Source organism: Streptomyces sp. UC4497 (genome assembly GCF_054871485.1).
This window is the reverse complement of sequence record NZ_JBTYHB010000003.1, coordinates 350,378-363,946: the sequence shown is the minus strand read 5'-3', so window position 1 is coordinate 363,946 and position 13,569 is coordinate 350,378. Positions and strand designations below refer to the sequence as shown.

Below are 13,569 nucleotides of genomic sequence, written 5' to 3'. Positions count from 1 at the left end.
CAGGACGGTCGGCAATGTGAATAGCGCGATGGATCAACGCCATGGCACCGCGCACCGGCAGCAGGGCCCCGAACCACCGCCACAGAACTTCAAGCGATGGACGTGAACCTTCGATGACCGGAAGCCCGTCGAGCCGACAGATACTCGCCCGGCTCCAGGCCGTCAACTGGGACGACTGGACGGAAGCCTTGGCACACACACGGTCGCGCGCTCTCCTGATGCGCGAGTATCTGCGCAGGTCCGCCCAGTGGGCCCGGCACTACGGAGCCGAGAGCGCCTGGCCGTTCTTCGACATCGTTGAACACGTCGACGCTTCCGTGCAATTGGCCCCCGATGTCGCGAGCGACCTCGAGACGTTCCTGCGTAGCGGCGTCGGTCCGTACTCGGTCGAGCGGACCGTGACGGGCGCCGTCCGCTGGGCTGAGTTGCGCCGTCAGGAGCGTACGGATCTGCCCGAACTCCCGGACCCGTACGAGCCCTTGCTCCTCATGTACGAGCGTGGGGGCGGCTTCTACGTCGATCAGGCCATCCACCTCAACGGCGTGAGCCTGCCCCGCTGGGGCCTCGACACAGCCATCGCCGCTCCGCCCTTCCCGACCGTGACCACGGCGACGCTCGACGCCCTGGACTTCGAGGCGAAGGGGAGGATCACCTACTTCGCGGTGGTCGCCGAGGGATTCCCGAGGGAACGCCCCCTCGGAGTGATGCGCCGCCGGACGGTCGGACGGGAGCCCGTCACCCGCGATGAGGCCTTCGGCCGGAACCTGTGCTGGGAGCCCACCGACTATTTCGACCTGTACGCGCTGGGACACAATGACACCGACCACGTGGAGATCTCGGAGATCGAAGCGGCGGTCGTCATCGACCGGGTGATCCAGAGGATCGGACCGTCCCGTTCCACCTGAGTCCAGGGAACCGACACGAACCAGGGAGGGGCACAGTGCCCGAGCCGACCACCGACACCCCCGGAATCCCCGAGGACGAAGTCGCCGGTCACGTCGGCGCGTGGTGGCGTGAGGGCGGGCACGGCGGGCGTGTCGCTTTCCTCGTACTGGAGGAGGGCCACGACGCCTCCGCGGTCGTGCGCCGGACGCACGAGCATGTACCCGGCAGCGTCGTCGTCGACGCCACCGGACTCACCGCCGAGCAGGTCATGCGGCAGGCCCTCACGGCGCTCGGAGTCGAGCCGAGCGGCTGCTGCTGCTGGTCGTCAACGCCCACAGGGCCGGTCCGACCCGGTGCTCGTGGAGCATCGGAGCAGGCGGAAGCGGAGCGCGTCTCCGTCACGTGTGACGGGGGTCAGATGGATGCCGCTTCGACGTGCCGTCCCCGGTTTGGTGGACTCCGTCAGGGACTGGAAGGTGTGCTCCGCACGGATACGGTCGAACTCGTCGGAGTCAAGCCCGAAGAAGCGTCGATAGTACACACCAAGGCCGCCGTGTACGCGGAAGGGGACCTCACCGAGTTCGACCATGGGCCATGGCGCGTCGGCGTGCTCCGGGTAACCATGTGAATGGCCGCGGATCACGAACACGCGCGCGGCGTCCCGCAGTCCGCGGTCGCTGATCCCGGAGGTGTCGCCGCACAGATAGACGGTCTTCCGTGCGAGGTCGCGCGGTGTCGATACGGCGAGATCGTCGGGCGTGATGGTCGTCCCGAAGAAGGCCCTCGCCCATTCCTGGCCCTGCATCGCCGTCGGCGCGACCAGGATGTTGCTCGACTCGTCAACGCGGGCTTCTGCGAGCTCTGTTGTGTCCATTCAGCGGTACCTGCCATCCATGCTCTTGAACAATCCCCCAGCGAGGAGCACGGAGAAGGCAGCCCGTCCGTGTCCTCGGCGTATCGAACGCTAACAGCCCGGCCGGGAGCGCGTCGTACGGTTTCCCGGGTGCACGCAGGCGCCCGACGGCCGGACGACAGCGCCTCGGGGGCAGGTTCGCGTCGCCTTCCCATTACCGTGATGGAGTTCGGAAGCCGTGGCGACGAGAGGTGACACGACGGTGACATCGGAGGGCATGCCCGCGGAAGACGTGGCCGACCAGGTGGGTGCTTGGTGGCGCGCCGGCGGGCGGGGTGGCAGCGCCGCCCATGTCGTCGCTCCGGACGGTGTCGACGCCGGGGCCGTCCTGCGGCGGGTGCACGAGGATGTGCCGGGGAGTGTGCTGGTCGACGTCGCCGGGCTCAGTGCCGAGCAGATCATGCACCAGGCCCTCACCACGCTGGGAGTCGACCTCTCCCCCACCGAGCGGCGATTCTGGCCGCAGGCGCTCGATGCGTGGAGCGAGGAGCGGTTGCTGGTGCTCGTCAACACGCGTCGCGCCGGGCACACGCGCCGATCGCACGAGCCGCGGCGGCTGCTGCGCAGCACCGTTGGACGGCTGGATACAGGGAAGTTGGCCGTCCTGACCGATGCCGACGCCGGGCTCCTCCCGCTGGGCCTGCAGCCCGGGAACCTCTTCCATCTGGCCGGGCCCGCCGCTGGGGCATCGGCTCCCGATGTTCCGGCGGCCCTGTGCGCACTCGCCCTCGCTGAGCCGCGTGTCGTGCCCGTGTCCGTGTGGGGGCAGCTCGTTGCCGCCCTGACCGGCGAGTCCATGACTGCGGACGAACTCGTCGGGCTGGCCCGGGAGCGTTCGGACGTTCTCGTGACGGGGCCGCTCGGGGTTTCCTTCGCCGATGAGGGCGTGGGCGAAGCGCTGCGACGCCAAGCCGATGCCGAGCAACTCGTGCGCGTCAACCGGCACTTGGTCGACTGGCTGCTGCGTACGTCCGACGATCTCCGCCATCCCGAGGGGTGGGCCAAGTCCGGCCCCGTCGGGCTGTACGCCGCTGCCGGCCTTGCCATGCACGCCGTGCAGGCCGGGTCGTACGAGGAACTTCTGCACGATGGGCGTACGGTGGCCCATCTGCCGCAGACCGCACTCATCGACGCGGCACGAAGCCACAGCAGCATCATCCCCGGCAGCACCCCAGCTGCCGACGCAATTCGCCTGTGGGGACGGGGAGTTGTGCCGGGCCACCAGCGCGAGTGGGCTTCCTGGCTGCATTTGATGGCCTGGTCGCGCGGTGACTTCGAGTTCGCGCAGTCCGTCGCCTCGTCCGGTGTCTCACTTCCCTGGCGTACGAAGTGGGCCCGCTGGCAGCCGCCGGGCGGGTGTCACGCACGTTTCCTCGAGGCGGGCAGGTTCTCCAGGCTGGCGGAAGTACGCTGGCAGGGACGGCCCGCCATTGCCGGGCTGCAGAAGCGCATGGTCGGCAGGTCGCCGGAGCCGTACGTGTCCGTCCGGGACACCGAGACGGGCCGACTCCTCGCCGGTCCTTGGGACCGAGAAGAGGTTCCGCAGGAACACCGTGCGGACCTGTCCTTGTCCCCCGCCGCGACGACACCGGCCTCGTCCGCCGCGCAGGCCGGAGAGCCCACGCGCCTCGTCGACCTGTTCGCCTCGTCGTCTCCCCGGCGCAGCGAGTACCGCTTCTTGATGCCCTGCGCGCCAATGACCGTGGGCGACGCCGTCGTGTTCGGGGGCGAGCTCGGGCTGATCGCCCTCCAGTCGGCGGGCGGCGTGGACACCTTGGACACCTTCGGCCTCCGGCAGAATCCCCTGTCCGGGGACTACCCGGCCCCTGACCCGACCAGCCCCGTCGGCGCCGCTCCGCCGAGCCACAGGGACCTGGTCGCCCTGTTCGGCGAAGACGAGATCTTCGAGGCCGAACCTGAGGAACTTCCCGAGGAGTTGACCCACCAGCCGACCCGCGAACTTCTCACCGAATTCGGGCTGCCGGACATGACGGAGGGCGCCATGGCGCTTCTGCCGTACGGGGACGCGGACATCGACCTGTTCGACGAGGTGAACTGGCCGGATGATGTCGAGCCCGCGGCGGAGCGCGGTCCCTTTTCCAGATCGGAAGGTGGATGGGGGGCGAGCTCGTCATCGACGGGCCCACCGGCCGCGTGCTGCGCGTCCCGACCGGCCCGGACCCGGCCGGCCCCGACGAGGAGCATCTGACCGCGCTCCCCGCCGCGCGCGACCTGGAGAGCTTCCTGACCATGGTCGCGCTGTACCTCACCGGACTACGTACGCGAGACCTTGCGCCTCCGCGCGGTTCCGAGCGGGAGCAGGTCACCCATTGGCTCCCGGAAGCACTGGCCGAGGTCGACGAGACGGGCGGCAGACAGCCCGCATGGGCGTACCTCCTTGAGAACACGTGACGCGACACGACATGTGACGCGACATGCGACGCGAGAAGTGACGCCAGAGCGTCGCGGCGCCATCAGGTCGAGAGGCGGCCGACGAGGCGTCTCAGGCCCTCCTGGCAGTTGACCCCCGTCTGGAGGACCTCCCAGGCCTGTGCGACCTGCGCGTCGGACAGGCCGGGCAAGGTGGCGTCGATACGGGTGCGCAGGGCCGGTGTGGGCCAGCGGATCAGGTTCTCGGGACGCATCGTGGACATCAGGGCTTCGACCGCCGGGCAGTCGGCCTCCGTCGGGAGGTCGGTCAGGACCAGCGCCACCACGTCCACGGCCGCGAACTCGCGCGCGGCCGCCTCGTCCTTGAGCAGTTCGTCGACGGCTCCGCCGATGTGTACGAAGGGTGCGATCACGCGCACGAGGCCGTTCAGGTCGAGTCCGGTGCGCAGGCGTTCGCGTTGGCGGTCCAGCCAGGCGGCCAGCGCCTCGCGGCCGACGTCCGTGCGGCAGACGCCGGGGGTGTATCGCCAGCTGCCCTGTTCCGCGGCTTGGTGCGGGCGGTACTGGTGGCGGTACGGGACGCCTCCGTCCCGGAGTGCGACCCCTTCCAGTTCGCTGTCGAGTGCGTTGCGCAGTTCGCGCGCGAAGCGCGGGTCGGCGAGCAGGTGGGTCAGATGCGGGCGCCGGTCGACGAGCATGTGGCCGGCGCCGGGGCTGCCCAGTTTCGGTGGCGGGTCCGCCAACGGGACGCCGTGTTCCAGGAGTTCGTCCACCAGGTCGAGCGGCAGAGGCGCCCACCAGCCGGGCGCGGGATCGCGATAGGGCAGGCGCACCGGAACGGCGTCGGCTGCCAGGCGCGGGGCGAGGGCCACCGCCACGTCGCACAGCTCCTCGGTGCGTGCCTGCCCGAGCGGTTCGCTCGCCAGCCAGTCGTGCAGCAGGCGGGCGGTCTCGCCGGTGGCAAGCCCTGGTCGTTCTCCCGTGAGCAGAGCCAGGGCCCCGCTGCGCTGGAGCAGCGACTGCCACGCCTGCGCACTGCTCGCGTCGCCGGGGGCCAGCCGCAGTACGTCGTGCACCGTTTCCGGGCGTTGCTCGACCAGCAGCTCCAGTGCCTTCCCCTTCAGTGCGTCGGCCCAGAATTTGTGCACGTCGCCCGCGCACAGTCCGGTCCTCGGCACGATGTCCCCGAGCAGTGCGGCCACTTCGGACTCGGGGTTCGCCTTCGCCGCGCGGGCCACCTTGCGCAGGTCCGCTGCCATGCCCGGATACAGGTCCTGGGGCGTGTGGACGCGTCGCACCAGTACGTCGCGGAAACGTCGCAGCTGGTCCGGTGACACCGCCGCACCCTTGGGGGCGAGTTCCTTGGCACGCGCGCGTACCGCTTCGGCGGCCAGCGCTCCGTGGTCCGCTGAGGTGGCGTAGCGGGCGTCGAGCCATCGTTCGTCGGGCTTGGTGTGCTGCTCCCGTTCGGCGGTCCGTGCGCGTGTGAGGTATGCGGTGGCGTACGCCTTGTGCTGTCCGCCCTCCTTCAGGCACATGTCGGCGAGTTCGTCGAGGAAGGCGGGGAGGAACTTGGGGGCCGTCGCGGCCAGGTCCTCCAAGTGGCTGTCCAGGAGGCGCTTGTGGAGGGGCGGGCTGCTCCAGAGGCTCCACCCGAAAGCGTGGGCCGCTTCCAGGGCTTCCTGTTCCTGGCCGGGGTACGCCTCCATCAGTCGTTCGGAGAAGGGGAGTTCGGCTTCAGCCCAGGGCGCCGGGATGCCAGTGGCGAATGTGTCCGTCAGCTCCCATTCCTCCCGCGACGCCAGCAGCGCGTCCCAGTGACGTGCGAATGCCGTGTTCAGGAGGAGCGTCATGGTGTGGCCGTCGGGGTGGACGTACGTACGCGCGATCTGCGTCGTCTCGCCGGCTTCTGGCGCGGGCAGGTCTGCCACCGGCTCCACTCCGGCGTCGTCGAGTGCCTCGCGCCACACGATGTCGGACTCAGCGAGCGCCCTGGGCACGGGCGTGCCCGCGGCGGCCCAGGATTCGGCCAGCACACGCGCCTGCTCGCGGTGTGCTTTCAGCGCGCGCCGCAGCCGGTACAGGCGGCGCGTGCTCTCGCTGTCCGCGAGCCATTCGGGTACCTGCTGAAGCCTCTTCCCGCGTGGGTTGCGATGGACGACTTGGAAGTCGTCGTCCAACTCGACGGTGTAACCGTCCACTTCGTAGCGTCGGCCCATACTCCGGTGCCGCCTCCCCGTCCGTACTGACTCGTTGGCCTCGTGTGCTGCCTCTCAGGCCGCGGACGCCTCGATGCGGCGCAGCGTCACGAGCCAGTCGTCCTCGCTCGGCCACCCCGTCAATTCGGCGAGCTGCCACGTCTCGTCGCCCACGGGGAAGGATTCGCCGACCCGGAGGACATGCCGCTGCTCTTCGGCGGCGACGCTCACGAGTCGGACCCTGACCGAGGCGTCGGGCTCTCTGTAGATGTCGTTCACCGAGAAGCGCGCGTGCTCGGACTTTCGTTGGATTCCGTGCCAGAGATGGATCGTGTCGGCGCTGCTCACTTCGCATCCCCCATGCGGTGGCGGTGGGTCAGAACAACCCGTGCCACATCTGCTCGACGATCACCGACCACCAGTTCCGGGGGTCGTCCAGGGACGACGCGTCGATGGCGACGAGTTGCTCCTGGAAGTCGGCGACGGCGCTGCCTGCCATGACCGGGTCGAGCGCGATCATTTCCTCGCGCGTGGTGTGCAGGAGGGCGAGGGAGCGGGCGAAGGCGGAGACCGAGGCGTTGACGCGGCGGCCCGCGCCGTTGTCCGGGGTGACGGCCCAGACCTGGCCGACCGGCTCGCTGTCCAGGTCGGAACCCGTGCACTGGACGGTGATCAGCGCGACGCCGTCGGTGCCGATTCGGACGTGGTCCTCCAGGAACGCGAGGGCGTCGGCGCCGGCTTGTGAGCCGACCGCGCGCAGGTGCGCGGCCGCGTTGCCGAACAGGCCGCCCGGGAGCCCCGCTTCCGGGTTGTCGGCCGTGAAGAAGAACGGGATGTCGGCCGGGAGCCCGGCCCACGTCAGCGTGGCCTTGGCGGCCTCGGGCAGCGGGGTGCCGGCCACATCGTCGGCGTCGTAACGGCGTACGTCATCGGCGCCGAAGGCCTCCGTCAGCTCGCGACCAAGGGCGACATCGCGCAGCGGCTCGGCCGGTTCGACGTCGGTCGGCACCGGCGCCCGGTGCGGTCGGGGCGGCGGCTGCTGACCCGCGATCCGGTGCATCTGCTCGACGTGCTCGATCAGGCCCGCGACCGCCTCGGCGCGCGCCTCGCCCCGCAGGCCGTACTCCTGCGTGCAGGTGAACTTGGCGTTGGTGAAGCGGCGGCCGAGCAGCAGGCCCGGGTAGCCGCCGGGGAGCGGGCTGGAGCTGAGGTCGGTGTGGATCGCGATCACGTTCTGCGCGGGGACGCCGAGGCGGTCCAGTTCCACCATGACCTGGTACTCGGAGTGCGGCTCACCGGGGGCGGAGTTCTTGACGAGGCTCGTCTCCTCGCCGGTGCCCGGGTCGACGTAGGTGAAGACCGCGGTGTTGCCGGGTCCGGTGACCGGCGGCTGCGCGGGCGGCGCCGTCTCCTCGCCGCCTCCGTGCGGCTCGGTGTCCTGGCCGCCGCCGTGCTTCTGCTGGTACATACGCACGACTTCCTCGACCGGCACGGACGGCCAGGTGCTCAGCTCGCCGGTGCGGCGGTCGACGACACCGCAGGAGTGGCCGATCGTGGCCGGCGGCCGGCGCTTGCCCGTGACCGGGTCGCGCTCGAGAGGCGGGGCCGCGGCCCACACCACCCAGCCCAGGTCGAACTCCTGGATCCGCACCTCACGGCGCTGCTGCCCCTCGGGGTTGAGCCACCCCTCGGCGGTCGCGAGCGCCTGCTCCTGGCTGATCACGGGAACTCCCTTCGAGTCTTCGGGCGGGTGTCAGGCGCCGGGGTGGGCGTCCGGTCCGGGGGCTTGGGGAGCCTGCGCGGGCTCGGGCTCCGGCTCCGCTGCCCGGGGAGCAGGTACGTCGGGCGTAACCGGCTTCGCCGGGCGGATCTGCAACGCCTTCACACCACGTTCCGTGGCAACAAGGAGGATGCCATCGGCGGAGATGTCGGTTCCCGTGAAGGGAGTGGCGGAGATGAGAGCCGTGACGAGTTCCTCGTCGCCCTTCTGCGCGCCGCGTCGCCAGACGCGGACGTAGTCGGCGCCGCGGCTGAATCCGAGCGGGCTCGCGGCGCGCTCGTCCTCCGAGGGGCGCCGGATCAGGGCCGGGTCGGCCTCGACGACGGAGCCGGTGGCGAGGTCGTGCACCAGCAGGGCGGGGGCCTCAGGGCCGTCGGCCTTCAACGGGCGTGCACCCGGGGTGCCTTGAGGCACCACACTCACCGCGACCGCGAGCGGCCCCACCTCTGCGCCATCCGACGCGGCACCGTCCGACACAGCCGCATCCGGGTCCAGCTTGCCGACCGTCACACCATCGACCCGGGCGACCGACACACTCCACAAGGTGTGCCACGCAAGCTCCGGCAGCGCCCCGCGCAACACCGCCGCGTACTCCGGCAGCCCGTCCTCGACGAACGCCGTCTCCAGCAGCGCCGCCCGCAGCATGGCGGGCGCCTCGGTGCGGGTGAGCAGCGGGGCCGTACGCAGATACGTGCGCGCCGGGGCGTCCAACTGCTCGTAGGGCAGGGCCTCCACCGCGGCGCGCAGCAGCACCGGGTCGGCCTGGGCGAAGAGGTTCGGGTCGGTGAGGAGCCGGGGAAGCAGTCCGGCCTCCAGGGTGTGTCCCGCGATGCGATCGCGTACGTACTCCCCCGCCTTCGCCCAGTCCTGATCGGGGACGGCCTCCAGCAACTCCATGGCGATACGCGCCTGAGCGCCGGGTACATCCGGGATGCCCGCCCGAACGGCCTCCCCGATGCCCGGGTGTTGCAACGCGACGAGTGTCCGCTCGTCCTCGGGGACGTCGTCGCCGGACCTCTCGACGGGACGGATGAAGGGGGCGGCGAGCAGCATGCCGCGCGCCATGTCCTCGCTCATGTCCCGTTCGGCGACGGCGGAGGCGAGCGGGGTCAGCAGGTGCACGGGCAGGCCGTCGCCCTCGGCGAGGGCGAGGGGCGCGAGGATCTGCCGCAGGGTGCGGGGGTGGGCGTCGAGTCGCTGGGCGTGCAGATCGAGCACTTCGCCCACGCTGCCCGGCAGTTGGCTCGGATCCGCCGGGTCGAAGCCCTCCGGGTGCGTCAGGATCGACTGCACGGCGAGGTGCACGGTCAGGCGGCTGCCCGCGCCGTCGCCCGCCTGTCGGGCGATCGCCTCGGCGAGCGCGCGGCGAGCGGTGGGGTCGGTCGTGAACGGCAGTTCCGGGGCGCCGAATTGGGGATTGAGCAGCGCCTCGGCCTGCAGCACGAGCCCTTCGGGGTCGGCCCACTCGGGTGCGTCGAGGTCGATGATGCGGGCCTCGCCCGACGGCAGGCTCTCGGCGAGTTCGGCGGCGAACTCCCGGGGCACCTCGGCGAGAAGACGTATGGAGTCGACGGCGGCGAGGGGCTTCAGCACGTCGCGCACCACGCGCGCGGGCTCCCCCGCACCCCGCACCGGTCCTGCCCGGTCCACATCCGGCACCACGATCGTCACCGGCCGTCCGGACGACGGGAGTTGACCGAGTTCGGGGAAGATGTCGGCGGTGCGGGTCGCGGACAGCTCGTAGTGGTCGGCGAGCAGCCACAGGGTCTGGGCCGCCGTCAGCCCTGCGACGCTCGGCACGGCGGGCGCGGGCAGGTCCGGCGGCACGGTCGCCGGATCGAACGCGTCCAGCTCGAGCCTCTTGCGGTACTCCGGGTCGCAGAGCATCAGGAACCCGGTGAGCAGCCGCGAACACCCGGTGCCCGCGCTCCCGGTGAGGATGACGACCCGGGGCGCGCCCGGCCACTCCATCCGCCACGCGGCGAGCGCGCGCAGCGCGGCGTTGCGCCCGCCGATGTAGGGGTGGGGCTCATAGGTGGCCTGGGCCTGCCCTGGGGCCTGGGTCGGGCTGGTCATCGTTCCCCCGTTGTCCTGTCCGTCCGGCACCGTCACGTCATGTTGACCGTACGGCGTTCATCCTATGGGGGTCGCACGGGACGAATCACGCCCCGTCCGCCGCTTGTTACCCAGGTGTGGCATGCACCGGGCACCCACGCGCCGCGCGGGTCAGGGGCGGATGAGTGCCTTGAGTACCTTGCGGTCCGCCATGGCCCGGTAGGCGTCCGGTGTCTCGTCGAGGGCGAAGGTGCGGTCGAAGACGCGGCCGGGGGCGATGGTGCCGTCCAGGACATCGGGCAGCAGTTGCTCGATGTAGGCGCGGGCGGGGCTGGCGCCGCCGGTCAGCGTGATGTTCCGCATGAACCCGGCCGGGCCGATCGGCCCCTCCTCGTACTGCGGGACGCCGAGTCGGCTGATGGTGCCGCCGTCCCGGACCGCGCCGAGTGCGGTGTCCAGCGCCTGGCGGGTGCCGACGGCCTCGATCACCTTGTCCACGCCGCCGGTCAGTTCGCGGATGCGGGCGACGCCCTCCTCGCCGCGCGCGGCGACGACGTCGGTGGCACCGAAGTGGCGCCCCAGCTCGGTACGCGCCTCGTGGCGGCCGGCGAGCACGATCCGCTCGGCGCCGAGCCGGTTCGCGGCGATCACCCCGCACAGGCCGACCGCACCGTCCCCGACCACGAGCACCGTGTCGCCGCGGCCCACACCGGCGGTGACCGCCCCGTGGTGGCCGGTGGTCATCACGTCCGACAGCGCGAGGAGCGACGGCAGCTGCGCGGAGTCCGCGGCCACCGGCAGCTTGACCAGGGTGCCGTCCGCGTACGGCACGCGGACGGCCTCGCCCTGCCCGCCGTCGACACCGTCGAACCCGTACCGGCCGCCGTTGCGGCACGAGATCTGCAGGCCCTTGGCGCAGTAGTCGCAGGTGTTGTCGCTGTACGTGAACGGGGCGACGACCAGGTCCCCCGCCTTCAGGCCGGTCACCTCCGCGCCGGTCTCCTCGACCACGCCGAGGAACTCGTGCCCCATGGGGCGGCCCTCCTCGGCGGCGGGCATGGCCCCGTACGGCCACAGGTCGCTGCCACACACGCACGCGGCCAGCGTGCGCACCACGGCATCGGTCGGCTGGACGATCTTCGGGTCGGGCCGGTCCTCGACGCGGACGTCGCCGGCTCCGTACATCAGGGCTGCGCGCATGAGAGGCGTACTCCAAACGGGTGTGGCGTCAGGTGGTGGGTACGTAGGTGATCAGCGTTCGAGCATCCGCGCCTGGGCCTCGGTGTGGGTGTCACCGGCGGCGGGCGGCAGGCTGCTGAGCTGGGCGAGCTGCTCGCTGGTGAGCGTGAGGTCGTCGGCGGCGGTGTTCTCCTCGACGCGGGCCACGCGCTTGGTGCCGGGGATCGGGGCGATGTCGTCGCCCTGCGCGAGCAGCCACGCGATGGCCACCTGCGCGGGGGTGGCGTCCGCTTCGGCGGCGATGGCCTGGACCTCGTCGGCGAGCGCCAGATTGCGCCGGAAGTTCTCGCCGGTGAAGCGCGGGTTGCCGTGCCGGAAGTCGCCGGGCTCGAAGTCGCCCTCGGAGCGGACGGTGCCGGTGAGGAAGCCGTGACCGAGCGGGGAGAACGGCACCAGGCCGATGCCCAGCTCGCGCAGGACCGGCAGGATGCGGTCCTCGATGCCGCGCGTCCACAGCGAGTACTCGGACTGCACGGCGGTGACGGGCTGGACGGCGTGCGCGCGCCGGATCGTGTCCGGGCCGGCCTCCGAGAGTCCGAAGGCGCGCACCTTGCCCTCGGTGATCAGCTCGGCCACCGCGCCCGCGGTCTCCTCGATCGGCGTGTTCGGGTCGACCCGGTGCTGGTAGTACAGGTCGATGTGGTCGGTGCCGAGCCGCTTCAGGGAACCCTCGACCGCGGTGCGGATGTTGGCGGGGCTCGAGTCCAGGTTCCACGCGCCGTCGCCGGCGTGGGAGACCATGCCGAACTTCGTGGCCAGCACCACCTGGTCCCGGCGCCCCTTCAGCGCCCGGCTCAGCAGCTCCTCATTCACGTACGGCCCGTAGATCTCCGCCGTGTCGATGAATGTGACACCCAGCTCCAGCGCCCGGTGCACGGTCCTGATCGACTCGGCGTCGTCGGTGCCGGAGCCGGTGTAGCCGTGGGACATCCCCATCGCGCCCAGGCCGATCCGCGAAACCTCCAGGTCACGCAGGTTGATGTACCGCATCTCGCCCTCTTTCGATCCATGGCGTACCCGGCACCCTCACTCTCGCCCGCCCCGGCAGGTCGCGCCTGTGGTGGCGGGGACCGGGGTGCCGGTGTCTTGCTCCTTCACCTTCGCCGGGATCGCACCCATGCGGCAGGGCGGGCTCTTCGGGGGTAACGACAGGGCCCCCCTCGGCCCTGCGGGGCGGGTGCCCGGCGGGTGAGACTGGAGCCATGGCATCGACAAGCGCGCACAGCGAGGGCGCCGAGCTGGGCCGTTATCTGCGCGCCCGTCGCACTCAGACGAGCCCCGAGCACGTCGGCCTCACCGTCGGCGCCGGCATCCGCCGCACCCCCGGCCTGCGCCGCGAGGAACTGGCCACCCTCGCCGGGATCAGCATCGACTATTACGTTCGCCTGGAGCGCGGCAAGGAGACCCGCCCCAGCCCGGCGGTCCTCGACTCCCTGGCCCGCGCCCTGCGCATGGACGATCAGGAGCACCAGCACCTGCGCGAGCTCGCCGCCCGCGCCGCCCGCTACGTCTCCGAGCCACCGCCCGCGCCCAGCCGCACGGTGCGCCCCCACCTCAAACTGCTCCTCGAATCGCTGCGCCCGAACCCCGCGTACGTCATCAGCCGGAGCATGGACGTGCTCGCCTGGAACCCCGGCGGCCTCGCCCTGTACGCGGGCCTCGACGACTGGCCCGTCAAGCAGCGCAACCTCGCCCGCTACCTGTTCCTGCACCCCGCGGCCCGCGATCTCTTCACGGACTGGGACCGGCAGATCACGGCCTGCGTCGCGCGCCTGCGCGCCATCGCCGGCACCGCGCCCGACGCCCCCGACCTCACCCACCTCGTCGGCGAACTCCTCCTCAAGAGCCCGGACTTCGCGGGCCTGTGGGAACGCTACGAGGTGACCGGGCGCAAGCCGGCGCACAAGACGTTCCAGCACCCCCAGGTCGGAACCGTCACCCTCACCTCGCAGTCCCTGCACATCGAAGGCACCCCGGGCCAACGCATCGGGGTCTACACCGCGGAACCCGGCACCCCCGACCACGACGCCCTGCTCCTGCTCGACATGACTGCGCCGGCCGCCTCGACGCCCAGATCGTCACCCCACACGAATTGACACCGCCTCGGC

Annotated in this window: 11 protein-coding genes; 4 read left to right on the top strand and 7 right to left on the bottom strand. The window is 71.2% G+C overall.

Annotated features, from left to right (window positions below; translation table 11 throughout):
• The first annotated feature begins 113 nt into the window (after window positions 1-113).
• Entirely contained in the window at window positions 114-905 is a 792-nt protein-coding gene (locus ACYSUO_RS06640; protein WP_461775058.1) for a hypothetical protein, read from the top strand.
• Between the two features lie 305 nt (window positions 906-1,210).
• Here ACYSUO_RS06640 and ACYSUO_RS06635 read toward each other — a convergent pair whose 3' ends face one another.
• Window positions 1,211-1,759, bottom strand: coding sequence for a hypothetical protein (locus tag ACYSUO_RS06635; protein ID WP_461775057.1), 549 nt, complete (start codon window positions 1,757-1,759; stop codon window positions 1,211-1,213).
• 217 nt (window positions 1,760-1,976) lie between these two features.
• Here ACYSUO_RS06635 and ACYSUO_RS06630 point away from each other — a divergent pair, with 217 nt between their 5' ends.
• Together ACYSUO_RS06630 and ACYSUO_RS06625 are read left to right on the top strand one after the other, a co-directional pair.
• A complete protein-coding gene (locus tag ACYSUO_RS06630) occupies window positions 1,977-4,007 on the top strand; it encodes an SUKH-4 family immunity protein (protein ID WP_461775056.1) in 2,031 nt (676 codons plus the stop codon).
• Window positions 3,914-4,210: a hypothetical protein gene (locus tag ACYSUO_RS06625; protein ID WP_461775055.1), complete on the top strand. Its 297-nt coding sequence runs from the start codon at window positions 3,914-3,916 to the stop codon at window positions 4,208-4,210. Before ACYSUO_RS06630 ends, ACYSUO_RS06625 begins: the two co-directional genes overlap by 94 nt.
• Window positions 4,211-4,272: 62 nt before the next feature.
• Here ACYSUO_RS06625 and ACYSUO_RS06620 read toward each other — a convergent pair whose 3' ends face one another.
• The 6 genes from ACYSUO_RS06620 to ACYSUO_RS06595 all read right to left on the bottom strand — a co-directional run bounded on the left by ACYSUO_RS06620 (window position 4,273) and on the right by ACYSUO_RS06595 (window position 12,451).
• On the bottom strand, window positions 4,273-6,408 hold the full coding sequence (locus tag ACYSUO_RS06620) for a hypothetical protein (RefSeq protein ID WP_461775054.1): 2,136 nt from the start codon (window positions 6,406-6,408) through the stop codon (window positions 4,273-4,275).
• Window positions 6,409-6,462: 54 nt separating this feature from the next.
• Window positions 6,463-6,735, bottom strand: a complete 273-nt coding sequence (locus ACYSUO_RS06615; RefSeq protein WP_461775053.1) for a DUF6406 domain-containing protein — start codon at window positions 6,733-6,735, stop codon at window positions 6,463-6,465.
• Between the two features lie 28 nt (window positions 6,736-6,763).
• Window positions 6,764-8,110: an SUKH-4 family immunity protein gene (locus tag ACYSUO_RS06610; RefSeq protein WP_461775052.1), complete on the bottom strand. Its 1,347-nt coding sequence runs from the start codon at window positions 8,108-8,110 to the stop codon at window positions 6,764-6,766.
• A gap of 30 nt (window positions 8,111-8,140) precedes the next feature.
• Complete coding sequence (locus ACYSUO_RS06605; RefSeq protein WP_461775051.1) at window positions 8,141-10,243, bottom strand: serine/threonine-protein kinase; 2,103 nt, start codon at window positions 10,241-10,243, stop codon at window positions 8,141-8,143.
• A gap of 150 nt (window positions 10,244-10,393) precedes the next feature.
• Window positions 10,394-11,422 carry a zinc-binding dehydrogenase gene (locus ACYSUO_RS06600; RefSeq protein WP_461775050.1) on the bottom strand — a complete coding sequence of 343 codons (1,029 nt, stop codon included), beginning with the start codon at window positions 11,420-11,422 and terminating at the stop codon, window positions 10,394-10,396.
• Window positions 11,423-11,473: 51 nt separating this feature from the next.
• Entirely contained in the window at window positions 11,474-12,451 is a 978-nt protein-coding gene (locus ACYSUO_RS06595; protein ID WP_461775049.1) for an aldo/keto reductase, read from the bottom strand.
• 212 nt (window positions 12,452-12,663) lie between these two features.
• Here ACYSUO_RS06595 and ACYSUO_RS06590 point away from each other — a divergent pair, with 212 nt between their 5' ends.
• A complete protein-coding gene (locus tag ACYSUO_RS06590) occupies window positions 12,664-13,557 on the top strand; it encodes a helix-turn-helix transcriptional regulator (protein WP_461775048.1) in 894 nt (297 codons plus the stop codon).
• Window positions 13,558-13,569 lie beyond the last annotated feature (12 nt).

What these genes read in the sequence shown, in the direction of transcription:
- ACYSUO_RS06640 (WP_461775058.1), top strand. Translation starts at nt 114, where the DNA reads ATGACCGGAAGCCCGTCGAGCCGACAGATACTCGCCCGGCTCCAGGCC.
- ACYSUO_RS06595 (WP_461775049.1), bottom strand. Translation starts at nt 12,451, where the DNA reads ATGCGGTACATCAACCTGCGTGACCTGGAGGTTTCGCGGATCGGCCTG.
- ACYSUO_RS06590 (WP_461775048.1), top strand. Translation starts at nt 12,664, where the DNA reads ATGGCATCGACAAGCGCGCACAGCGAGGGCGCCGAGCTGGGCCGTTAT.
- ACYSUO_RS06605 (WP_461775051.1), bottom strand. Translation starts at nt 10,243, where the DNA reads ATGACCAGCCCGACCCAGGCCCCAGGGCAGGCCCAGGCCACCTATGAG.
- ACYSUO_RS06600 (WP_461775050.1), bottom strand. Translation starts at nt 11,422, where the DNA reads ATGCGCGCAGCCCTGATGTACGGAGCCGGCGACGTCCGCGTCGAGGAC.
- ACYSUO_RS06625 (WP_461775055.1), top strand. Translation starts at nt 3,914, where the DNA reads ATGGGGGGCGAGCTCGTCATCGACGGGCCCACCGGCCGCGTGCTGCGC.
- ACYSUO_RS06620 (WP_461775054.1), bottom strand. Translation starts at nt 6,408, where the DNA reads ATGGGCCGACGCTACGAAGTGGACGGTTACACCGTCGAGTTGGACGAC.
- ACYSUO_RS06635 (WP_461775057.1), bottom strand. Translation starts at nt 1,759, where the DNA reads ATGGACACAACAGAGCTCGCAGAAGCCCGCGTTGACGAGTCGAGCAAC.